The following is a 22,656-nucleotide window of genomic DNA, read 5'->3' on the forward strand; positions in this document are numbered from 1 at the left end:
GACTAATGGTCCATGCCCAGTGCATGACCGCTTGACACCCTTCGTGCCGCTTGATCTTAGTCCCGCTACGCCAAGCTAACAACAGGTCGTAGAACGGACCCAAAGCGGCCACGGCAGTGTCGCGGGACACGCTGGTGCGAGCGAGGTCGGCTTGGATCAAGAGCCATCGCTCATGCTTACTGGATGAATCGACAGACGGCAGCGCCACAGGCACTATATGTGGATGGATCTCCGTCAGCAGCATCTCAAACGGTACCTCCGCGATATCCTGGGCGATGACCAAGTAGATCTGTTCCGATTCAGCCTAAGATCCCTGTGCGATCGGATTGACTACGCTCAGTACCACCTCGATGAGGCGATGAGGTTGATGTCGCCTTATACCTTAGGCGACGGCCCTCAGCCCGGCGATGACCCTCAGCCCTTCAAGACGGCCATTACGCAAACTGCTGCTCATGTGCTTGGCTGCCTACAAAGTCTCCATGCCTGCGCAGACATATGCGCGCACGTCGCATACTTCGGTCTCGGTCTAAACCTTGAGCTAAAGCCAATCGAAGAGCACCGCATTAGTATGCGTACCATTTTAGTGCGGATCGCGGACGATGCGGTTTCTCAGGCGCTACGGAATCTGGTGGAGAATTCTGAGTTCGAATATCTGGAAGCAATAGTGAACCGTTCGAAGCACCGATCCGTAATTTACACTGCTTATACCTTCGAACACAGGAGTTTGGCGGACGAGCAATCTTGGCACGGCGTCGTGCTTTGGCGCTTTGAGCGGCTCGGGAAGGCCTACCCAGTGCGACGTTCGGAAGAATTTCTAACTGCAGAACTCGACCGTCAGCGCTCTGCACTAATTGTGGTCTCCGCGGCCCTTGAGGAACACCTGCATGCCAAGTGGAATGAGCAGAAAGAGCTCCACGAAGCAAGAGGCGAGCGATGGCCTCCAACAAGGAAAGCGAACGATGGTGAGAATGCCTGATCCCAGGCGGCCATTAAGAGATGTCAGCTATCGCTCATAGGCGGACGTGTTGGCACATGCAGAAACGGTCAGCTCGTTACGATCTGCGCGTGGGGCGGCTGTTAGTGCACTTCCCGTTCGAATTGAGCGACGAACGTCGTGAGCGTTGATCCGCAGGCATTGCAGAAATCCCGCAACTGGAGAAGATCCATCCGGCGCTCGCCTCGCTCGACGTCACTGACATAGGACTGCGGACGGCCCAACGCCGCGCTCAGACCAACTTGGGTCAGCCCGGCAGAAAGACGAAGGTCGCGCAGCATTTGCAGCAAAACCGCATAGTCCTTCTTGTGAATCGACTTGGTTGGCATGTCTGCAAGCTTTGAGGCCCGCAACAAATCTATATCCCCTTTTCAAATATCCGAAAACGGGATATTCTGGAGCTGCGGACACCCCGTTCGCCCACGTCGAGGACGGATGCCATGACGACTTCGAAAGCCCGCACCACCGCCGCATTGCGGCACACCGCGCCAGCGGCCACGCTGCCCAAGCAGGAAGAGCCCTTCACCTTCGGCGTCACCCTGCAGCAACTCGACCAGTTCCACGCGCTGTTGCGCACCATCACCGCGCAGAGCGACATGGTGGCGGTGTGCAGCGGGGCGCCGCTGGACGACAAGAGCGTGTCGATCCTGGGCGAGAGCATCTTCACGGCCGCCCGCGCGGTGCGCGGGATCGTGGACGAGATCCACGCACAGCGGCTGTGCGGCGATGGCCTGGCGCCGGTGTCGCACGGGGAGCCGCGCCATGCGTAAGCCGCCTTCCCGCACAGCCGCCTCCTCGCGCAAGCGTGCGCCGCGCCAGACAGCGCAATTTCGCGACTGGACCATCGTGGAGCCGACGCTCACGCCGATGCTGACGCCCGAGCAGATCGCCGCCGAACTTGCCGCCGAGGAGGCCCGCACGCCGCGCGCGCCCCGTCGCCGGCGCCCGCCGCAGCGCTGCAAGATGGGCTACGGCTATTACCCGGCCAGCAACCAGGTGGTGCCGTCGCTGCGCCTGCGTGGGCGCTGGCTGGAACAGTTGGGCTTTGCCATCGGCAGCACGCTACGCATCGAGGTGCGCGCCGGCGAACTGGTGGTGCGGGTGAATGGTGCGGAGTGACGCGGTAGGCGGCCAGCGCATGCGAGGCCGCTGCAGGGTTTGCAGGATGGGCTTGGGGAGCGGGGTTGCCGCTGCTCCTCCGTGCCTCGCCCTTCCCTACCGTTTGCGTTGCGCTTCTGAACGGCCAACGCCGTTCATCCTCGCGCTAAGGAGCCCGCTCCGCCATCAGATCAGGGACGGGGCCACGACGCTGACTGTATGCCCAAGCGCCAGTTCGCTGATTGACCGCTGTTCAAGGAAGTCCATCCTTTCACACGCGATGCATAACGCAGTCAACGTGTGCCTTCTATCCGCTGGATGGCAAGCCTGATGGACTTTTGACTCGTGTCATTGCCGATCATTGTCGTGGCGCCAGCCTCGGCTTCTGCGGCATGCAAACTTGGCAGCGCTATCGTGGCCCGCTTCCCCATCGCGCCAAGAATCCGAACTGCCCTGAATCTTTTTGCATATTTCTCGTTTTTCAACAGTTCCGCGATTGCCAAGATCGCGCTGTCATCGATCTTTTCCGATAGTTCGGATTCGTCCATTTCATAAATTTTGTCAAAATAATCATCTAGTCTTTCGTAGCACGACGTTTCGGGGTTGCGAGGCTTCTCGCAGAAACTTGCAGAAGTGGCCAAGAGGTCCGCGAAGACAGGGGTGGAACTTCTTTCGGAAGCGCCAGCGCTTCCCGAGACGATCAAGGCAAGTAGAACTAGATGGACTGTCATTGCTCTCATGGCCAGCTCAGGCAAAGGTGCAATCGACATGCTAGCGTTTCTATGCCGAGAGCAGGCAGGCCGAAGGAGCGGGGAAATGCGGGTCGATCCGATACGCGAGGGTGTCGCGGTGCCGCGCGGCAGGCCTGCCGCCCGCGTGATGTGGGCGCTGCTGTGGCTGGCGCTGGCCGCGTTCGCGGCCGAGTTCGTCCGTCACGTGTATCTGAAATATGCAGCGCTGGATTCGCCGGCCTATGCGATGTTCCTGACCCGCCGCGGCTGGCTGTGGTGCCACCTGGGGGGCGGCGCGGTCGGCCTGTTGCTCGGCGCGCTGCAGTTCGCGACGCAGCGTTGGCGGCGTTGGCCGCGGCTGCACCGCTGGGTGGGGCGGGTCTACTTCGCCGGTATGGCGGTGGCGATGGTCGGGGCGGTCGGCTTGATCGCCACGTCGCCGGCGCCGCTGTCGATCCGGCTGGCGTTTTCCGTGACGGCGCTGGTGTGGCTGGTCACCGCGTCGATGGGGTTGCTGGCGATCTTGCGCGGCCAGGTGCTGCGCCACCAGCGCTGGATGGTGCGCGCCTATCTGGCGACGCTGGCCCCTGTGCTGTTCCGGCTGGCGCTTCCCACGGCCATCGGGTTGGGCATGACGCCATCGCCCGGCCTGATCGCGCTGTTGCTGTGGGCCAGTTGGATGGTGCCGTTGCTGTTGTATGCGGTTGGTGGTGCGGTGGTGCATGTGCTGCGCGGTGGCATGCAGGCAGCGCCGGTTGCGGGAGCTGCCCGCATCGGGGGCGATGCCGGTTGATCGAGGCGCGCGTGCTGGGAGTGCGGTGGTGCGTCGTGCTTGCGCGGAAGGTCCGCGCCTTGTTGGTCCGCTTTCGCGACACGCCGGTTCGGCCACACCCGCTAGCCGCGATGCGCGATCGCCGCATTCCGCGCGGCCATCGCCCCGGACGCTGCCGCGCCGATGATCAGGCGCGGCAGCGTTCGCTCGCTGGCGATCGCAAGGGCATGGGGGAGGAGGCTGCCCCTGCGATCCTCTGCGGCGAACTCAGCGGCGCTTGTCGAACAGCTGCTGGCGCACGGCGACGGTGCAGGCGTCTTCTGTCAGCAGGTGCTCGACGGCGCTGTTGTCGCTGGGCTTGCCGCTGCCCAGGTCGAGCACGGACACCTGGTTGCTGCCGCGGGCCTTGAACGCGGCGACGGCGGTGGTGGCGTTCTTCAGCGGCACGGTGGCGTCGTTGTCCGAGCCGCACAGCAGGGTCGGGGTGCGCGGCGCCCAGTCGAGCAGGTCGTTGCGCTCCAGGTCGCGCAGGAACGGGTCGTTGGCGTTGCTGGCGAAGTCCTTGTAGAAGCCGAGCTGGAAGTACTGGCGGATCTTGTCGACGCCGGGCAGGGTGTCGCCGAGCACCAGGTCGGTCAGGCTCTGCGTGCCGGGGAACAGCGCTTCGACCTGTTTGGCCCACGGATCCTGGAACACCTGCGCCGGGTCGAGGTAGAGGTTGTGGTAGGTGTGCTGCATGCCGACGATGGCGTAGCTGGCCAGCACGATGCCGAAGGTGTTCTCACCCACGGCGCTGTGGCCGCTCCAGCCGTCGCGGAAGGTCTGGCTGAGCGCGTACGGGCCGGAGATCGGCGCGCTGGCGACCAGGTGGAATTCGTTGGACAGGTGCGCTTCGATCTCGCGCTGGGTGGCCATGGCGGCATGCCCGCCCTGCGAGAAGCCGGTCAGCATGACCTTGCCCGACAGGGGGGTGTTGAGCCGCTGCAGCACCTGGCGCGCGGCGCGCAGGGCGTCGATGGTGGCGCTGGCCTCGGACGCGGCGTGCAGGTAGGGATGGAACGGATAGTTGGACTGGCCGATGCCGAGGTAGTCGCTGCTGACCACCACGTAGCCCTGGGTGGCGAGGTGGGTGACCATGGTGTCGTCGCCCTTGGCATCGCGGATCTCCTTGGCCTGCTCGGCGCGGCGCAGCGACTCGGTCCCCTGGCTGTAGCTCAGCAGCGGGAACGGCCCGGTGCATTGGCTGCCGCCCGGTACCAGCAGCGCTGCGGAGGCGGTGGCGGGCTCGCCGTCGACGCCGATGGTGGCGTAGGTGAACTCGGCGACGCGCACGTCGCACTTGGCCTGGTCGGTGGACTGGTCGTTGGCCAGCAGGGTTCCGATCGCCTGGTGGGTGTAGCTGGTCAGCACATTGCTCTTGAGCAGCGTGCCGCGCGCCGGTGCGGCCGATGCGGCCAGGGGCAGCAGCGCGCCCGCAACGCCGATGGTGGACAGTACGCGCAGCGCCAGCCGATTCCGCAGTGTGACCATGAACAACGTCCTCGCAATTGAATCCCGGTTGCACGGGACGGTGGGGTGGGGCCAAACGCTACTACGGCGCTTCGACTGTTTTTCTGACAATGCGCGGCAATGTTTATCTGCAGTATGGATTCGCGCGGCAATCGTGCGAATATCGAGACACGCAGCGAAAATAAATCCTGTAGCGCGTATGTATGACAGCGTGCGGAGCGGCACACTGGCGCAGAAATTCGCTTGAAATCCGCATGCTTTCGATGGATTTCTGCCTGTTTCGCCAATGGCGGGAAAATCAGATGGCGTCGCGCTTCATTCAAAAATGGATCTTTCGGTATTCGATAATCTCGAGATAAAGGTGATCGCCACGCGTTGAAAGATAATCCGGCATGCCTTGCATGTCGGGAATGGGCCATCGCATCGATTGGGTGGCGCGAAGCGGCAAGGCAGCGGCGTCGGGGGGCGCCTGGTTTCGCCGTAGGTCATGGCGCATGCCGCGCGCGTGGAGGCGTCCAGCAGCGCGCGCGGCTTAGACGAAAAAAAGCCGGCTGCCCCATCAGGGCATGCCGGCCGGGTGTAGCGGCCGGCGCGGCGGCGCCGGCCGGACGCAGCGGATCAGCGCACCTTGTACAGCACCGCCGCACCGGGCTTCGGTTCGAACATGGGCACGGTCTGCTGCTTGAGTGCGTTGCCGTTGGCGTCCCACACCAGGGTCTCGGCGGGGTATTCCTCGTTGCGGGTCATAGCGCCGATCTGCTTGACGATCACCGTCGAGCCGGCCTTCACTTCGGGGTTCCAGGCGAACACGCCGAGCCTGCCGTAGAACACGGCCGGCGCGTCGGCGTCGAGGCGGCGGTCGGGGCACATGACCAGGCCGCGATCGAGCATCACGCGCAACGCGCCAACGGGGACGACTTTCACGGTGGGCGCAGTGCGGTCGGTGCTGTGGCCGGGGCAGACGTTGGCCGAGCGGAGCAGCATGTCCTCGACCACTTGCCGGTCGGGCTGGGCGAAGGCCGGCAGGGCGGCGGCGGACAGGGCGAGCATTGCGACAGTGGACTTCCAGTGCACGTGACACCTCCTATTGAATGAATTGCTCCGGCGTCGCGGTCGGCCACGTTGCACAGGTGGGCCGCCCGCCAGGGACGCGCGGCGACTCTATCAACAAGGCCGATGGGCAATTGCAAATGAAGCGTGATGGCGCGTGACCTCGTGCACGCTTCCATTCACGTTGCATGTGCTGATCGATGGCGGCGGCGAAAAGCACTGGCCCAGTGGCGGTAGGTATGCGGGGAGCGCGGCGACACGCGCGTGCGCATTGCCTGGCGCGCTCACGTGTCGGCATCGCTGCGGAAGGTGAGCGAACGTTTCGAGCTGCTGCACTGCGCATCGGGGCGGAAGCGCTGTCGTCTCTGTGCAGCCACGCCGGATGCAGGGACGGGCGAAGCCTTGCGTATCCAACTCCGCGAGACGCTTTCGCGCCGGACCCTCACCCCAACCCCTCTCCCAGGGGGAGAGGGGCTTTGGCTGTTCCTTCTCCCACCGGGAGAAGGTGGCCCGCAGGGCCGGATGAGGGTACGGGCGCAGCCTCGCGCGCCCGAACTCCGCGAGACGCTTCGCGCCGTACCCTCACCCCAACCCCTCTCCCGGGGGGAGAGGGGCTTATTTGTACGGCCCCGGGCCGCGCCAGACCAGTTCGCCCTGCTTGTAGACCTGCAGCATGGTGATGACCTCGCGGGCGTCGCCGATGGCCTTCAGTTCCGGGGAGTCCGGCGGCAGCGCGCGGCATTTGCCGGAGCCGCGCTTCATCGCGATCTCCAGCGGGCAGGCCATGCGGTACTGGGTGCCGGGCAGCAGGATGAAGAATTCCTTCATGCCCTGGTCCATCCACGCGCGCAGCAGGGTTTCGCTGCGCAGGTCGTAATAGACCAGGTAGCCGCCCAGTTCCATGCTGGGGCCGGCGTCGCTGGGGTCGCCGCGGCGCCCGCCGCGGCCGCCGCCGTCGCGCACCAGCCCGGCTTCGTTGGGGCCCAGGTCCTGGTCGATCGCGCCCGGCGGCCGCCCGGTCCAGGTCTCGCGGCGCTGGGTCGGTTCGGGTTCGCTGGCGGCGGCCTGGGCCTGCTGCTGCGTGGCGGGGTCCGGCTGCGGCGGCGCCGGTTGCTCGGCGGGGGCGGGCGCGGGCGGCGCCGGGGTGCTGGCCGTGGCGGCCGGATCGGGCGGCGGCACCGGATGGTCGGACTGCGCGACCAGCGTGGATTGCACCGGCGAAGTGGCGCGCCGTTTCTTGGCCGCCACTGGCTTCTGCGCGGGGGTGGGCGAGGGCGGCGTCTTGGCCGGATGCACCGGCTGGCGGGTGGCGCCGATGAAGTCCACCTTGGTCCGGCCGCCGCTGGCCGCGCCTTGCGGCGTGCTCATGGTGGGCGGGTCGGCCAGCAGCAACAGCAGCAACATCAGCAGATGCAGCACGGCGCTGACGATGGCGGCAATCCACGGGTCCAGGCGTTCGACCCAGGATTTGGCCCGGGGGTCCGCGCGATGCGACGCGTTGCTCATGCCGCCGCGGCTGCGTCGGGAGTGCGGGCCTTCATGGGGGGTCTGCAGGGTGCGGCCGGTGGGGGCGCCATCGTAACGCGTGCGAGGGCCGGTTCATTTGTCGGGCCACACCACGCTTAGGGTCTGTTGCTGTTGGCGGGACAGGGGATGCGTCCAGGCCGCGCCTGCCTGTGGTCGACGGCGTACAGCATCAGCGGGAACTGCGCGCGGATCGGGCGGCCACTCCGGCGGGACGCTCGGCACGGGGATGTGCCCGCGTGCAGGCAGGGCGCCGCCGCCCAGTGCTATCGTCCGCGCCATGTCCAAGGCCACCGCCACCCTCCGCTTCGAGGCGACGTTGCTGCGGCCGGCGACGCCGCCGGACGCGGCCTGGACGTTCCTGGTGCTGCCCGCCGAGGCCAGCGCCAAGCTGCCGACGCGCAGCATGGTCAGCGTGGACGGCACGTTCGCCGGGCAGCCGTTCCAAGCCACGCTGGAACCGGACGGGCAGGGCAGCCATTGGCTGAAGGTTGAAGCAGCGCTGCGGGTGGCGGCCGGGGTCGCCGCGGGCGACAAGGTCGCGCTGGCGATCGCGCCGATGGCGGTGGAGCCGGAGCCGGTGTTGCCGCCCGACCTGGGCGCGGCGCTGGCCGCGCATCCGGCCGCGCGTGTGACCTGGGACGCCATCACCGCGCTGGCGCGGCGCGACTGGATCTTCTGGATCGTCTCGGGCAAGAAGGCCGACACGCGCGCCAAGCGCATCGCCAGCGCCTGCGACATGCTCGCCTCGGGCAAGCGCCGCGCCTGTTGCTTCGACCGCTCGGGCATGTACAGCCAGTCGCTCGGCGCGCCGAAGGCGGCGCAATGACGCGCCGCAATACGTTGCAGCGCTAGCGCAGCGCGAGGGCCGCCGCTGCCGCGACATCGTCCTCGCAAACCGCCACCTATACTCCGGCGGTGTCCATCTGCTGAAGGGTCTCATCGCATGAGCGCACCCGCATCCCCGACCACCGCCGCTTCCGGCGCCGCACCCGGCAGCCTGCGCCGCTCGGTGTCCAATACGCTCAAGGGCTCGGCCGGCAACCTGGTCGAGTGGTACGACGTCTACGTCTACTCGGTGTTCGCCACCTATTTCGAATCGCAGTTCTTCTCCAAGGAAGACAATAACGCCACGATGTTCGTGTGGGCGATCTTCGCGATGACCTTCCTGATGCGGCCGATCGGCGCGTGGTACTTCGGCCGCTTCGCCGACCGCTTCGGCCGCCGCCTGGCGCTGACCATCTCGGTGTCGCTGATGGCGCTGTGTTCGTTCGTGATCGCGGTGACGCCGACGGTGGCCACGATCGGCATCGCCGCGCCGATCGTGCTGCTGCTGGCGCGGCTGCTGCAGGGCTTCGCCACCGGCGGCGAGTACGGCACCAGCGCCACCTACATGTCCGAGGCGGCGATCCCGGGCCGGCGCGGCTTCCTGTCCTCGTTCCACTACGTGACCCTGGTCGGCGGCCATGTGCTGGCGCAGACCACGCTGCTGCTGATGCTGCATTTCGCCGACAAGGGCTGGGTGTCCGAATGGGGCTGGCGCCTGGCGTTCGGCCTGGGCGGCATCGGCGCGCTGGTGGTGTTCTGGCTGCGCCGCACGATGGACGAGTCGCTGGGCTCGGACTCCATCGCCGAAGCCAAGAAGGGCGGGGCGCGCTCGGCCGGTTCGCTGCACGAGCTGTTCGTGCACCAGTGGCGGCCGCTGCTGCTGTGCTTCCTGGTGACCGCGGGCGGCACCATCGCCTTCTACACCTATTCGGTCACCGGGCCGAAGATGATCCAGACCGCGTTCGCCGGCGACGACGTGATGGCCGGCACCATCATCAACCTGGTCGCGCTGACCGTGCTGATGCTGATGCAGCCGGTCGGCGGCTGGCTGTCGGACATCATCGGGCGCAAGACCCTGCTGGTGTTCTTCGGCATCGGCGGCGTGCTCTACACCTGGTTCCTGGTGCTGGAGCTGCCCAAGCAGAGCGATTGGCTGACCGCGTTCGCGATCTTGACCGGCGGCTTCGTGATCCTGACCGGCTACACCTCGATCAACGCGGTGGTCAAGGCGGAGCTGTTCCCGACCCACATCCGCGCGCTGGGCGTGGGCCTGGGCTATGCATTGGCGAACTCGGCCTTCGGCGGCACCGCGCCACTGCTGTACCAGGCCTCGCTGAAGACCGGCCATGTGACCACCTTCGTCTGGTACGCCACGGCGGTGATCGCGGTGTCGCTGGTGGTGTACATGTTCTTCCTGACCAACAAGGGCGCGAACTGGCTGGACGACGAGCGCGCGATGCGCGAGCGCAAGGCCGCGAAGGCGGCGGCCGGGCGCGGCTGAGGCCGGCGGCGGCACGGGCGCGACCACCGCGCCCGTGCCGCGGCAAGCGCCGCGCTCCCGGCGGGGCGTCGGCCTGCGGGTTCGGCGGCGCGCGTGCGACTCGGGTACCATGCAGCCCCCCTCACGGGCGTTTTCGCTCATGGCCGACTCCAAGAAGACCCCCGAATCCCCTGTGACCCAGGACCAGGCCGAAGCCGCCGTGCGCACCCTGCTGCGCTGGGCCGGCGAGGACCCGGACCGCGAAGGCCTGCTGGACACGCCGCGGCGCGTGGCCGAGGCCTATGGCGACTGGTTCAGCGGCTACAAGGCCGATCCGCGCGAGTACATGCTGCGCACCTTCGAGGAAGTGGCCGGCTACGACGAGCTGATCGTGCTGCGCGACATCGAATACGAAAGCCATTGCGAGCACCACATGGCGCCGATCATCGGCAAGGTCCATGTGGGCTACCTGCCGCGCGGCAAGGTGGTGGGCATCAGCAAGCTGGCGCGCGTGGTCGAGGCCTATGCGCGGCGCTTCCAGGTGCAGGAGAAGATGACCGCGCAGATCGCGCAGTGCATCCAGGACGTGCTGCAGCCGCTGGGCGTGGGCGTGGTGGTGGAAGGCGCGCACGAGTGCATGACCACCCGCGGCATCCACAAGCGCGGCGTCAGCATGGTCACCTCGAAGATGCTCGGCACCTTCCGCGAGGATGCGCGCACCCGCGCCGAGTTCCTGCGCTTCATCGACGGCGGCGTGCGCTGAGCGTGCGGATGGGGCGGTCGTCGGTTCCTGCATGAAGCACCGTGTCCGGATCGCCGGCTATCGCCAGTTGCGCGAACAGCCGTTGTGGAAGCTGCTCGCCGCCGACCATGCGCCGGAACTGATCGGCCTGCTGCAGACCCTGCTGGGCGATGCGCAGCGGCGGTTGCCGTCGTCGGTGCTGCACGAGCGCCTGCAGCGCCAGCTGGATGCGCTGAAGGACGACGAGCTGTCGCGCGAGTTGCCGCGCACCGCGCAGGCCTACCTGGCGCACTGGCTGGCGCAGGGCTGGCTGGAACGGCGCCTGCCCGAAGGCGATGCCGAGGAAGAGTACGAGCTGTCGCGCCAGGCCGCGCAGGCGATCCGCTTCATCGCCGGGGTGCAGGGCAGCGCCAGCGTCGCCACCGAGAGCCGCTTGTCGCTGGTGATCGAGCAGCTGGTGCAGCTGGCCGGGCAGACCGAGACCGATCCGGACGCGCGGCTGGCCGCGCTGCGCGCCGAACGCGCGCGCCTGGACGCGGAGATCGAGCGCGTGGCCGCCGGCAAGCTGGCCGCACTGGACGGCAAGCGCGCGCTGGAGCGCACCCGCGACATCATCCGCCTGTCCGACGACCTGGCCGAGGATTTTCGCCGCGTTCGCGACGATTTCGAACAGCTCAACCGCGATTTCCGCGAGCGTATCATCGACGACGAGGGTGCGCGCGGCGACGTGCTGGAGAAGCTGTTCGCCGGCATCGACGTGATCGGCGAGAGCGACGCCGGGCGCAGCTTCCAGGCGTTCTGGAGCCTGCTCAACGACGCCGAACAGAGCGTGCAGCTGGACGCGGCGCTGGACACGCTGCTGGCGCGCGGGTTCGCGCGCCGGCTCGACCGCCAGGAACGCGCGTTCCTGCGCGGACTCACCGGCACCCTGCTCGAGCGCGGCGGCCAGGTGCACGAGGTCATGCAGCATTTCGCGCGCAGCCTGCGCGGCTTCGTGCAGAGCCGCGGCTACCTGGAGCAGCGCCGGCTCAACCAGTTGCTGAAGCAGGCGCAGGGCGAGGCGCTGCAGTTGCGCGACCGGCTGCACGCCACCGCCGCCACCGGCTACACGCTGCCGCTGAGCAGCGCGCGGCTGCGTTCGCTGTCGCAGTGGCGGCTGCACGACCCGCGCAGCCAGCAGGTCGATGGCCGGGTGCAGGCGGCGGAGGCGGCGACGATCTCGCTGGACAGCGTCGGCGACCTGGTCGCGCAGTCGGAGATCGACCTGCGCGGCCTGCGCGAGGACCTGCACGCGCTGCTCGGCCAGCAGCCGCAGCTGACCATCGGCGAGGCCTTGCGGCAGCGTCCGGCGCAGCAGGGGCTGGGCAGCGTGATCGGCTACCTGGCGCTGGGCACGCGCCACGGCGTGGTGGTCGCGGACGAATGGGAGGCGGTGCAGTGGGAAGGCAACGATGGCCAGCTGCGGCGCGCCCGCATCCCGCTGGTGTGGTTCACCAAGGAAAAACGCAATGAACTGGTCTGACGATGTGCCCGGCGGCGACGCCGACGGCTTCGACCCCGCGGCCGCCGCCGCGACCCAGGCCGACGGCCGCAGCGAGCTGTTCGCCGGCGACACCGGCACCCTGCCGCTGGAGGCGCGCCGCGCGCTGTGCCAGCTGCTGTCCGGGCCGAGCATCGACGCCTACCGCCACGGACCGCTGTGGCCGGCGCTGCTGCGCCACGAGGCCGCGGTGCGCCGGGTGCTGTGCGAACTGTTCCTGGAGCTGGTGCTGGACCGCGACGGCGGCGTGGCCTTCGCCCGCCAGGCCGAGACCGCCGAGCTGGAGACCCCGGCGCTGCTGCGCACCGCGCCGCTGACCTTCATCGAGTCGGTGCTGCTGCTGTTCCTGCGCCAGCAGCTGGCCGAAGCCGATACCCGCGGCGAACGCGCGGTGGTGCAGGAGGCGCAGCTGCTGGAAGTGCTGTCGGTGTACGAGAAGAACGTGTCCACCGACCGTGCCGGCTTTGCGCGACGGGTGCTGGCGGCGATCGCGAAGATGCGCGACAACCACCTGCTGTCCAAGCTGCGCGGCAGCGAGGACCGCTACGAGGTGTCGCCGGCGCTGAAACTGCTGTTCTCCGCGGAGGACGTGCAGGCGCTGGCTGCCGCCTACCGCGGCCTGCGCGAGGGCGCGGCGGCGGATGCGCCGCCGTGAGCGCCGCAGCCCCCGCTTTTCTGTAGGAGGGGCTTCAGCCCCGACACAGCGCCGGCCCGCCCCAGTCCCCCGCCAGGCGCCCTGGCGATCTCGATTTTCCGATGAGCACCCGATGACCTCCCTGTCCGATCCGTCCGCATCCGCATCCGTCCCCGCGCCGTCGCTGTTCGCCGACACGCTGGCCGAGCAGCGCGCGCAGCAATACCGCATGCGCCGCCTGCAGGTGCACAACTGGGGCACCTTCAACGGCCTGACCGATGTGCCGGTCGCCGACAAGGGCTTCCTGTTCGTCGGCCGCTCCGGCTCCGGCAAGTCCACGCTGCTCGATGCGATGTCGGCGCTGCTGACCCCGCCGAGTATCGTCGACTTCAATGCCGCCGCGCGCGAGGCCGAGCGCAGCGGCCGCGACCGCAGCCTGGTGTCGTACGTGCGCGGCGCCTGGGCCGACCAGCAGGACAGCGCCTCGGGCGAGATCGCCACCCAGTACCTGCGCAAGGGCGCGACCTGGTCGGCGCTGGCGCTGGAATACCGCAACGCGCACGGCCAGGCGGTGAGCCTGGTGCGCCTGTTCTGGATCGCCGGCAGCGGCACCGCCGCGGCCGACGTGCGCAAGCACTACATGGTGGCGCCGCGCGGCTTCGACGTGGCCGCCGAGCTGGACGGCTTCGACCTGGACCTGCGCCGGCTCAAGCAGCGCCTGGGCGAGGAGGTGCACCATTTCGACAGCTTCGCCGGTTATGCCGAGCGCTTCCGCCACCTGCTCGGCATCGGCAACGAGATGGCGCTGCGGCTGCTGCACAAGACCCAGTCGGCGAAGAACCTGGGCGATCTCAATGCGTTCCTGCGCAGCTTCATGCTCGACGAGCCGCGCACCTTCGAGGCCGCCGACCGCCTGGTCGACGACTTCGCCGAACTCGACGGCGCCCACCATGCGGTAGTGACCGCGCGGCGCCAGGTGGAGACGCTGGTCCCGGCGCGGCAGCACTATGCCGAGTTGATGGCCTTGCGCCGCAGTGTCGGCGAGTTGCGCGAGCTGCAGTTGGGCATCGACGGCTACCGCGAGCAGCGCCGGCTGGCGCTGCTGGACGCGCGCCTGCAGGAACTGGACACGCAGGACCGCGGCCTGGCCGGCGAGGAAGGGCAACGCCGCGAGGCGCTGGACAACCACGAGCAGAAGCTGGCCGAACGCGAGACCGAGCAGCGCGCGCAAGGCGGCGAGCGGGTCGAGGCGCTGGAGCGCGAACGCGGCCGGGTCGAGCGCGAACGCGACGAACGCATGCGCCGGCGCAGCCAGGTCGAGCAGGCCTGCCGCCAGCTCGGCATGGGCCTGGCCGGCAGCGCCGTCGGCTTCGCCGAGCAGGTGGCGCAGGCGCGTGCGCTGCGCGAGGGCGGGGCCGGCGACGCCAGCGCGCTGGACGAGGCGATCGCCGAGCGCATGGCCGAGCGCCGCGAGGACGAGCGCCGCTTCGCCGCGATCCGCACCGAGATCGACGCGCTGCACAAGGCACCGTCGAGCATTCCCGCGCCGATGCAGGCGCTGCGCGCGCGGCTGTGCGCCGACACCGGCCTGGCCGAGGCGGCGCTGCCGTTCGTCGGCGAGCTGATGCAGGTGGACGAGGCGCAGGCCGCCTGGCGCGGCGCGATCGAGCGCGTGCTGCACGGCTTCGCGCAGTCGCTGCTGGTCGACGACCGCCACCACGCCACGGTCGCCGAGTGGGTCAACAAGACTCAGCTCGGCATCCGCCTGGTCTATTTCCGGGTGCGCCACAACGACGCCCTGCACAGCCGCGAGCCGGAGGCGCAATCGCTGCTGCGCAAGCTGCAGTTGCGCGACCACCCCTACGCGGCATGGCTACGCCACGAACTGGCCCGGCGCTTCGACTACGCCTGCGTCGACAGCGCCGCGCAGCTGCGCAACGCCGAGCGCGCGATCACCCGCGAAGGCCAGCTCAAGCATCCCGGCGACCGCTACGAGAAGGACGACCGCCACGCCGTCGGCGACCGCAAGCGCTGGCTGCTCGGCTACGACAACCGCGACAAGCTCAAGGTGTACGAGCGCGAGGGCCAGGCCCTGGCGCAGCGCATCGCCGCCTGCGACGCCGACGTCGCCGCGTTGCGCAAGCAGCGCGAGCTCGACCAGGGCCGCCAGCTGGCCGCGCACACCCTGGCCGAGCGCGACTGGGACGAGATCGACGTGGCGCCCAAGCTGCAGCGCCTGAGCGATATCGCCGAGCAGCTGCTGCAGCTGCGCGAAGGCGACACTGCGCTGCGCGCGCTGGGCGAGCAGATCGCCGTGGCGCGTGCGTTGCGCGACCAGGCGCGGCGCACCTACGAGGACGTGCGCCTGGAGCGCGCGCAGCTGGGCCGCGAGCGCAGCCGGCTGCAGGCGCAGCGCGAGACCTGCGCCGCGCGCGTGGCGACCGCGGCGATCACGCCGGCGCAGGCGCAGGGACTGGACGCGCGCCTGGCGGCGTTGCCGCCGCTGAGCCTGGACAACCTGGAGGCGCACCTGCGCAGCATCGAGCGCGGCCTCGGCGAGCAGCTGGCGCAGAGCCAGGGCCAGGACGCGCGGCTGGGCCAGCAGCTGCTCGACTGCTTCCGCCGCTATTGCCAGCAATGGCCGGAGGACAGCGGCGACTTCACCGTCAGCCTGGCCAGCGCCGACGATTTCCTGGCGCGCCTGCAGCGGCTGGAGAGCGACGGCCTGCCGCGCCACGAGGGCCGCTTCTTCGACCTGCTGCAGACCCAGAGCAAGAACAACCTGCTGGCCCTGCAACGGCACACCGCCGAGGCGCACAAGGCGATCAAGCAGCGCATGGACGAGGTCAACGCCAGCCTCGAACAGGTGCCGTTCAACCGCGGCACCCTGCTGACCATCGAGGTCAGCGACCGCCGGCTGCTCGAGGTGCAGGAATTCCAGCAGCAACTGCGCGAGGTGCTGGGCCACCAGCAGACCGAGGACCGCGCGCTGGCCGAGGCGCAGTTCGCCACCTTGCGCACGCTGGTGCAGCGGCTCGGCGCGCAGGACGCGGAACTGCGGCGCTGGCGCGAACAGGTGCTGGACGTGCGCCAGCACGTGGAGTTCGTCGGCGTGGAGCTGGATGCGCACAGCCGCGCGCAGGTGGAGATCTATCGCAGCGGCGCCGGCAAGTCCGGCGGCCAGCGGCAGAAGCTGGCCACCACCTGCCTGGCCGCGGCGCTGCGCTACCAGCTCGGCGGCGAGGACGGCGAACTGCCGCGCTACGCCGCGGTGGTGCTGGACGAGGCGTTCGACAAGGCCGACAACGAGTTCACCGCGCTGGCGATGAACATCTTCGAGAACTTCGGTTTCCAGATGGTGGTGGCCACGCCGCTGAAGTCGGTGATGACGCTGGAGCCGTTCATCGGCGGCGCCTGTTTCGTCGAGATCAGCGGCCGCCACACCTCCGGCGTGCTGCTGATCGAGTACGACGAGCAGCAGCACCGGCTCAAGTTGCCGGAACGCACGCGCGGCGACGAGCCAGCGCTGCACGATGTGGCGCCGGCGCAGGAGCCGCACGCGAAGACGGTACCGGCTGCGCCGATGGTTGCGAAGGGCGCTGCCACTGCGGTTGCGCGTGCCGCTGCGAATGTCGGAAGCGTCGCTTCCGTGCCCGCGGCGACCGACATCGCCGATGCCGTGCACGCTCCCCACGGCGACAAGCGCCCGGCCGCGAAGCGCGGCACCGCTGCTGCCGTCGCGGCGGCCGGTGCCAAACCCGCGAAACCGGCGCGTTCTGCCAAGCCTGCCCCCAGCGGCACGCCGGCAAAGAGCGGCAAGGCGGCAACCTCGGCCAAGCCGGTACCGGCGAGAGCAGTTGCCAAGCCCGCAAAGGCGACCGCGGCGACCAAGCCTGCTGCAGCCAAGCCTTCCGCCGCCAAGCGCACGGCACTGGAGCGCGCGGCACCGCCCGTGAAGGCAACGCCGCCGGCATCCAAGACCAAGCCCCCGGCCTCGCCCAAGGCGCGCAGCCGCCGCTGAGCGCGACCGGCCGCACAGGGCCGGCGCGTCCGGCCGGTCGCGCTCACGAACGGCGTGGCCGCCGCGCGGGTGCCCGCCCGCGCCGACACCGATCGCGGCAGCGGCTCGGCGACGGCCGCAATCGAGGTTGGCGCGGCCGCATGGCCTCAGCGCAACAGATCCCAGCCCATCTTGCCGATCAGCACCACCACCAGCACCAGGAACAGCTGCCGGATCAACGGCGTGCCGCCGCGCAGCGCCAGCCGCGTGCCGGCCACCGCGCCGGCGATGTTGGCCACGGCCATCGGCACCGCCACCGCCAGCAGTACCTGGCCGCTGGGCACGAAGAAGCACAGCGCGGCCAGGTTGGTGGCTAGGTTCACCACCTTGGAGGCGGCCGAGGCGCGCAGGAAGTCCAGGCCGAAGAAGCGGATGAACAGGAAGATCAGGAAGCTGCCGGTCCCCGGCCCGAAGAAGCCGTCGTAGAAACCGATCGCCGCACCCATCGCCAGCGCGATGGCCAGCTCGCGGCGGCCGATGTGGCGCGGCCGGTGCAGCGCGCCGAAGTCCTTCTTGATCAGCGTATAGACCAGCATCGCGATCAGCAGCGCCAGGATCAGCGGCCGCACCGCCTGTTTCGGCAGCAGGCTGACCGCGGTGGCGCCGAGGAAGGAGAACGCGAACGCGGCCGCGGTGGCGTACAGCACCGGCCGCCACGGAAAGCGCACGTTGCGCGCATAGCGCCAGGCCGACGCGCCGGTGCCGGCCATCGCGCTGAACTTGTTGGTGCCCAGCAGTACCGCCGGCGCCTGCTGCGGCAGGGTCGCGAACAGCCCCGGCAACTGGATCAGGCCGCCGCCGCCCACCGCCGCATCCACCAGCCCGGCGACGAAGGCGATGCACAGCAGCCACGGCAGCTCGGTCGGGATCAGTTCCAGCAAGGCGGCGCTCCGTGCGATGGGCGCGCAAGCATAGCCGGGGCCGCGGCGCAGGGCAGCGCAGGCGTGCGCCGCGGCCCAGCAGCCGGCACAATCGGTGCATGTCCCCGTCCGCTCCGCGCCTTGCCGATCCCTGTCCCTGCGGCCGTCCTCGCGATTACGCGCAGTGCTGCGGGCTTTACCACGCCGGCGCCGCCGCGCCCGACGCCGAAACGCTGATGCGTTCGCGCTACAGCGCCTACGTGCGCCGCGACGCCGACTACCTGCGCGCCAGCTGGCACCCGTCCACGCGCCCGGCGGAACTGGAACTGGATGCGCACACCGCCTGGCTCGGCCTGACCGTGCAGCGGGTCGTCGCCAGCGGCGCCGACCGCGCCGAGGTCGCGTTCCTGGCGCGTTATCGCATCGGCGGCGGCAGCGCCGTGCGCATGACCGAGCACAGCCGTTTCGTGCGCGAGGACGGCCGTTGGTACTACCTGGACGCGCTGGACTGAACCGATGGACAGGCCCGGCATCAGGTTTGCGCGGCGCTGGCCGATGATGTTGCAGTGTCCGCCGTCCCTGCAGTCGTGATGTCCTTCGTGTTTGCCGCGCTCTTCGCCCGGTTGCGCCGTTGGCGCAGCCATGGCCGTGCGTTGCTGTGGTGCTGCCTGCTGCTCGCCTGCGACGGCGCCGCGGCGGCGCCCGCGCCCATGCCGGCGTTGGAAGGCGCCTGGCGCCCGGTCGCCGCCGCCGACCGCGGGGTGCCGCCCTCGCGCGCCGATCCCGCGCTGCGTCGTTTCGATCCGGCCCGGCTGACCAAGTTGCGTGGCGGCGAGACCGGCGCCTGGGTGCTGCTGTGGCCGGCGCAGGAGCGGTGGCCATCGGGGCCGTGGGTGCTGGAGGTGCCAAGTCCGGCGCTGCAGCGGGTCACGCTGTTGCCGCCGGTCGCTGGCGCGGCGCCGCAGCAGCGCTGGCTGATGCGCGACGACCCGCAGGCGCTGCCCGGCAACGGCCGCGTCGGCTTCCGCATCGACGTCGCGCCGGCGGCCGGGCAACCGCTGCGGCTGTGGCTGGACCAGCGCGGGGTCATGCCCGCTTCGCTGCGCTTCCAGCTGCGCAGCGAGTCCGACTACCTGCGCCAGGACAGCCGTTGGCTGGTGGTCGCCAGCCTGAGCTTCGCGATCATGCTGAGCATGGCGGCGATGGCGCTGGTGTTCGCCTGGCGCCTGCGCGAGGCGACATTCCTGTACTACGCCATCTACGTGCTCGGCTACGGCCTGGTGATGGCGCTTGAGACCGGCTACGTGGTGCATCCGCTGGGACTGGAGGCGATCGGCCAGGCAGCACGATTCTGGGGCCGCCTGGGCACCACCACCTCGATCGTGGCCGCGGTGCTGTTCCTGGAGCGCTTCGCCGACCTGGCGCAGTACCTGCCGCGCGCGCGACGCTGGCTGCGCGGCTATGCAGCCCTGGTCCTGCTGATCGGGCTGCCGGCGCTGCTGCCGCTGCCGTGGTTGGATGCGCTCGGCCGGGCCCTGGTCAACCCGCTGCTGATCCTCGGCGGGCCGCTGCTGCTCGGCATCGCGGCGGCGGCGGCGTGGCGCGGTTCGCGCTATGCCGGGCTGTTCCTGCTCGGCTGGACGCCGCTGTTGCTGGTCACCGTCGTCGGCAGCCTGCAGGGCTTCGGCATGGCTGCGGGTTGGACCTGGAGCGACGAGGCCGCGCTGGCGGCCGGCGCGTTCGAGGCGCTGGTGCTGTCGCTGGGCCTGGCCGAGCGCAGCACCTCGCTGCGCCGCGACCGCGACCAGGCGCGGCAGTTGGCCGACCTGGATCCGCTGACTGGCCTGCTCAATCGCCGCGCCTGGCACGAGCGCGTGACCGCGCTGAAGCAGGTCACCCGGCGCCGGCGGCAACCGTTGGCGCTGATGTTCCTGGACGTGGACCACTTCAAGCGGCTCAACGACCGCTACGGCCACCGCGCCGGCGACGACGGCCTGCGTGCGCTGGCCCAGGCGCTGCGCGAGGAACTGCGCGGCGACGACCTGATCGGCCGCTACGGCGGCGAGGAATTCGTGATCGCGCTGCCCGGCATCGATGCGGCGCAGGCCACCCCGATCGCCGAACGCATCCGCGAACGCTTCCGCGCGCAGGCCGCGCTGGCCTTTCCCGACCTGCAGCCGACCGTGAGCATCGGCGTGGTCCAACTGCGCCCCGGCGACGACGCCAACGGCCTGGTGCAGCGCGCCGACGAGGCGCTGTACGCGGCCAAGAGCGGCGGCCGCGACCGCGTGGTCGCCGTGCACTGAGCGGGCGACAACAAGCCGCCCGGAACCCCTGTAGGAGCGCCTTCAGCCGCGACAGGATCTATCGGTAAAGCCTGTCGCGGCTGAAGCCGCTCCTACAAAAGCGCCGGACTCCCGCGACCCCGCCACCCCGCGTGAGCAGCCATTACCGACGGTTGTTTATGATGTCCGGCCTGCTGTTGGCGAGGAATTCCGATGATGCGTTTCGCCTGGGCCCTGCTGCTGGCCGTGCCCTGCGCCGCCGCGCAGACCCCGCCCGCGCCGCCCATGGCGCCGGACCCCGCGTTCGTCGGTTGCCTGTCCACGTTGCGCACTGCCGCCGCCAAGAGCGGCGTGACCGCCACCGCGTTCGACCGCTTCACCGCCGGCGTGCAGCCGGACATGAGCGTGCTGCCGTTGCTCGACGCGCAGCCCGAATTCACCACGCCGATCTGGGACTACCTGGCCGGGCTGGTGGATACGCAGCGCGTCGCCGACGGCCGCGCGATGCTGGTCACCCACCGCGAGTTGCTCGCGCGGGTGGCGCAGCAGTACGGCGTGGACGCGGCGACCGTGGTCGCGGTGTGGGGCGTGGAGAGCGACTACGGCCGCGTCTCCGGCAAGCGTCCGCTGCTGGTGTCGTTGCTGACCCTGTCGTGCAACGGCCGCCGCCAGCCGTTCTTCCGCGGCGAACTGTTCGCGCTGCTGAAACTGCTGCAGGCCGGCGACCTGCAGCCCGACGGCCTGACCGGTTCCTGGGCCGGCGCGTTCGGGCACACCCAGTTCATGCCCAGCACCTATGCCCGCGTCGCCGTGGACGGCGATGGCGACGGCCGCCGCGACCTGGTCGCCAGCATCCCCGATGCGCTGGCCTCCACCGCCAACTACCTGAAGCTGGCAGGCTGGCAGAGCGGGCAGCCGTGGGGCATGGAGGTCAAATTGCCGGCCGGGTTCGACCCGGCCCTGGCCGGCCGCACCCAGCGCCGGCCGCTGTCCGACTGGCGCACGCGCGGTGTGACCGCCATCGACGGCAGCGCGCTCGACCTGCCTGCGCTGGCGCCGCAGACGCCGGCCGCGGTGCTGATCCCGGCCGGCACCAACGGCCCGGCGTTCCTGGTGTTCCGCAACTACGACGCGATCTACGCCTACAACGCCGCCGAAAGCTATGCGCTGGCGATCGCGCTGCTGTCCGACCAACTGCGCGGCAAGCCCGGCCTGGTCACCGCCTGGCCCACCGACGATCCCGGCCTGGGCCGTCCGGAGCGGCGCGAACTGCAGACCCTGCTGCTGGCGCGCGGCCACGACATCGGCCAGGCCGACGGCATGATCGGCAGCGCCAGCCGCCGCGCGATCCAGGCCGAGCAGCTGCGCCTGGGCCTGCAGCCGGCCGACGGCCGCGCCGGGCAGCGCATCCTCGATGCGCTGCGCCGCGAGGCGTCTGGGGCTCCGGCCACTGCACCCGCGGCGCCGACCACGCCCACACCCGCGCCATCCACGCCGTTCGGCGGCAAGCCCGCGACCGCGTTCCGCGTGCCGGCGCGCTACCCGGCCTTCGTCCAATCCCCCGCGCCACGGAGCATCACCCCCATGTCCGAGATCCCCGGCCTGAGCACAGGCGATTTCCACGGTTACCCCTCGCTGTTGGTGGAAACTCCGCACTCCACCGCCGCGATCAGCCTGTTCGGCGGCCAGTTGCTGTCGTTCGTGCCCAAGGGCGGCACCGAGGTGATGTGGCTGTCGCCGAGCGCGCAGCCCACGCCCACCCCGATCCGCGGCGGCACCCCGGTGTGCTGGCCGTACTTCGGCCGCCAGGACCAGAGCGCCGATGTGCCGGCGCACGGCTTCGTGCGCACCGTGCCGTGGCAGCTGCAGGACGCGCGTCGCGAGGCCGACGGCAGCATGTTGCTGACCCTGGCGCCGCCGGACTTCGACGACCTGCCGCTGCGCCTGCGCATGCAGCTGCGCATCGGCGCGACCCTGGAGCAGCGTTTGATCACCGACAACGTCGGCCGCGAACCGGCGCGCTTCACCCAGGCGCTGCACAACTATTTCCACGTCGCCGACGCCACCCAGGTGCGGGTGCAGGGCCTGGACGGGCTCGACTACCTGGACAAGTTCGAAAACTACGCCACGCCGCACCGCCAGCACGGCGACTGGAGCCTGCAGGATCCGCGCGATCCCGGCCGCAGCGACCGCATCTACACCGGCGCCGGCGGCCGCTACACGCTGCTCGATCCCGGCCTGCAGCGCCGCATCGAGATCGCCACCGCCGGCAGCCGCACCCTGGTGGCCTGGAATCCGGGCGAAGCCGGCGCGCAGAAGATGGTCGACGTCGGCGCCCACTGGCGCCAGTTCGTGTGCCTGGAAGCGGCCAACGCCGGCCCCGAGGTGATCGAACTGGCCGCCGGCGCGCAGCACGTGCTGCAGCAGACCATCGCGGTCGCGCCGCTGTAACGGCGCGCGCTGCCGCGAGGGTTCGCCGCGGATAGGCGGCGGCCTCAGGCCATCAGTCGCAACCGCGTAGTCGACCGCTACCAGATCGACCGGCACTA

Annotated in this window: 19 protein-coding genes; 13 read left to right on the forward strand and 6 right to left on the reverse strand. The window is 69.6% G+C overall.

Translation table 11 applies throughout. The annotated features are described in order from the left end of the window. Positions 1 to 367: 367 nt before the first annotated feature. Positions 368 to 976, forward strand: a complete 609-nt coding sequence (locus H9658_RS18010; RefSeq protein ID WP_225210078.1) for a hypothetical protein — start codon at positions 368 to 370, stop codon at positions 974 to 976. Between the two features lie 101 nt (positions 977 to 1,077). Here the strand turns inward: H9658_RS18010 and H9658_RS18015 are convergent, their stop codons facing one another. Beyond that, the gene (locus tag H9658_RS18015; RefSeq protein WP_191826415.1) at positions 1,078 to 1,323 is read right to left on the reverse strand and encodes a helix-turn-helix domain-containing protein; all 246 of its coding nucleotides are present in this window, start codon (positions 1,321 to 1,323) and stop codon (positions 1,078 to 1,080) included. 111 nt (positions 1,324 to 1,434) lie between these two features. Here H9658_RS18015 and H9658_RS18020 point away from each other — a divergent pair, with 111 nt between their 5' ends. After that, a complete protein-coding gene (locus H9658_RS18020; RefSeq protein ID WP_191826416.1) occupies positions 1,435 to 1,764 on the forward strand; it encodes a hypothetical protein in 330 nt (109 codons plus the stop codon). Continuing rightward, positions 1,757 to 2,113: a SymE family type I addiction module toxin gene (locus H9658_RS18025; protein ID WP_191826417.1), complete on the forward strand. Its 357-nt coding sequence runs from the start codon at positions 1,757 to 1,759 to the stop codon at positions 2,111 to 2,113. Before H9658_RS18020 ends, H9658_RS18025 begins: the two co-directional genes overlap by 8 nt. A 272-nt stretch (positions 2,114 to 2,385) precedes the next feature. Here the strand turns inward: H9658_RS18025 and H9658_RS23040 are convergent, their stop codons facing one another. Continuing rightward, a complete protein-coding gene (locus H9658_RS23040; RefSeq protein WP_225210079.1) occupies positions 2,386 to 2,640 on the reverse strand; it encodes a hypothetical protein in 255 nt (84 codons plus the stop codon). A gap of 331 nt (positions 2,641 to 2,971) precedes the next feature. Here H9658_RS23040 and H9658_RS18035 point away from each other — a divergent pair, with 331 nt between their 5' ends. After that, positions 2,972 to 3,616, forward strand: a complete 645-nt coding sequence (locus tag H9658_RS18035; protein WP_225210089.1) for a DUF2306 domain-containing protein — start codon at positions 2,972 to 2,974, stop codon at positions 3,614 to 3,616. Between the two features lie 246 nt (positions 3,617 to 3,862). Here the strand turns inward: H9658_RS18035 and H9658_RS18040 are convergent, their stop codons facing one another. From H9658_RS18040 to H9658_RS18050, 3 genes are all read right to left on the reverse strand, one after another. Continuing rightward, entirely contained in the window at positions 3,863 to 5,125 is a 1,263-nt protein-coding gene (locus H9658_RS18040; RefSeq protein ID WP_191826419.1) for a lipase family protein, read from the reverse strand. Between the two features lie 597 nt (positions 5,126 to 5,722). Beyond that, positions 5,723 to 6,154 (reverse strand): hypothetical protein, encoded by a 432-nt coding sequence (locus H9658_RS18045; protein ID WP_191826442.1) that lies wholly within the window; start codon positions 6,152 to 6,154, stop codon positions 5,723 to 5,725. Between the two features lie 615 nt (positions 6,155 to 6,769). Continuing rightward, on the reverse strand, positions 6,770 to 7,660 hold the full coding sequence (locus H9658_RS18050; RefSeq protein WP_191826420.1) for a type II toxin-antitoxin system RelE/ParE family toxin: 891 nt from the start codon (positions 7,658 to 7,660) through the stop codon (positions 6,770 to 6,772). Between the two features lie 298 nt (positions 7,661 to 7,958). On the opposite strand from H9658_RS18050, the gene H9658_RS18055 reads away from it, so the two are divergent. The 6 genes from H9658_RS18055 to H9658_RS18080 all read left to right on the forward strand — a co-directional run bounded on the left by H9658_RS18055 (position 7,959) and on the right by H9658_RS18080 (position 16,923). Then, on the forward strand, positions 7,959 to 8,507 hold the full coding sequence (locus H9658_RS18055; RefSeq protein ID WP_191826421.1) for a DUF1905 domain-containing protein: 549 nt from the start codon (positions 7,959 to 7,961) through the stop codon (positions 8,505 to 8,507). A 117-nt stretch (positions 8,508 to 8,624) separates the two neighbouring features. Next, the gene (locus tag H9658_RS18060) at positions 8,625 to 10,007 is read left to right on the forward strand and encodes an MFS transporter (protein WP_191826422.1); all 1,383 of its coding nucleotides are present in this window, start codon (positions 8,625 to 8,627) and stop codon (positions 10,005 to 10,007) included. A 139-nt stretch (positions 10,008 to 10,146) separates the two neighbouring features. Beyond that, positions 10,147 to 10,749 carry a GTP cyclohydrolase I FolE gene (folE, locus tag H9658_RS18065; protein ID WP_191826423.1) on the forward strand — a complete coding sequence of 201 codons (603 nt, stop codon included), beginning with the start codon at positions 10,147 to 10,149 and terminating at the stop codon, positions 10,747 to 10,749. Positions 10,750 to 10,780: 31 nt separating this feature from the next. Next, complete coding sequence (locus H9658_RS18070; RefSeq protein ID WP_191826424.1) at positions 10,781 to 12,250, forward strand: DUF3375 domain-containing protein; 1,470 nt, start codon at positions 10,781 to 10,783, stop codon at positions 12,248 to 12,250. Further along, positions 12,237 to 12,923, forward strand: coding sequence for a DUF4194 domain-containing protein (locus H9658_RS18075; protein ID WP_191826425.1), 687 nt, complete (start codon positions 12,237 to 12,239; stop codon positions 12,921 to 12,923). Before H9658_RS18070 ends, H9658_RS18075 begins: the two co-directional genes overlap by 14 nt. A 112-nt stretch (positions 12,924 to 13,035) precedes the next feature. Next, complete coding sequence (locus H9658_RS18080; protein WP_191826426.1) at positions 13,036 to 16,923, forward strand: ATP-binding protein; 3,888 nt, start codon at positions 13,036 to 13,038, stop codon at positions 16,921 to 16,923. A 146-nt stretch (positions 16,924 to 17,069) separates the two neighbouring features. On the opposite strand, the gene H9658_RS18085 is transcribed toward H9658_RS18080, so the two are convergent. Continuing rightward, the gene (locus H9658_RS18085; RefSeq protein WP_179570522.1) at positions 17,070 to 17,843 is read right to left on the reverse strand and encodes a sulfite exporter TauE/SafE family protein; all 774 of its coding nucleotides are present in this window, start codon (positions 17,841 to 17,843) and stop codon (positions 17,070 to 17,072) included. A 98-nt stretch (positions 17,844 to 17,941) separates the two neighbouring features. Here H9658_RS18085 and H9658_RS18090 point away from each other — a divergent pair, with 98 nt between their 5' ends. The 3 genes from H9658_RS18090 (at position 17,942) to H9658_RS18100 (ending at position 22,558) form a co-directional block, all read left to right on the forward strand. Beyond that, entirely contained in the window at positions 17,942 to 18,334 is a 393-nt protein-coding gene (locus H9658_RS18090) for a YchJ family metal-binding protein (RefSeq protein ID WP_191826427.1), read from the forward strand. Positions 18,335 to 18,412: 78 nt separating this feature from the next. Further along, complete coding sequence (locus tag H9658_RS18095; protein WP_191826428.1) at positions 18,413 to 20,128, forward strand: GGDEF domain-containing protein; 1,716 nt, start codon at positions 18,413 to 18,415, stop codon at positions 20,126 to 20,128. A 264-nt stretch (positions 20,129 to 20,392) separates the two neighbouring features. Then, on the forward strand, positions 20,393 to 22,558 hold the full coding sequence (locus tag H9658_RS18100; RefSeq protein WP_191826443.1) for a lytic murein transglycosylase: 2,166 nt from the start codon (positions 20,393 to 20,395) through the stop codon (positions 22,556 to 22,558). Positions 22,559 to 22,656: the final 98 nt, after the last annotated feature.

This window comes from Xanthomonas bonasiae, assembly GCF_014836395.1.
Taxonomy (GTDB): domain Bacteria; phylum Pseudomonadota; class Gammaproteobacteria; order Xanthomonadales; family Xanthomonadaceae; genus Xanthomonas_A; species Xanthomonas_A bonasiae.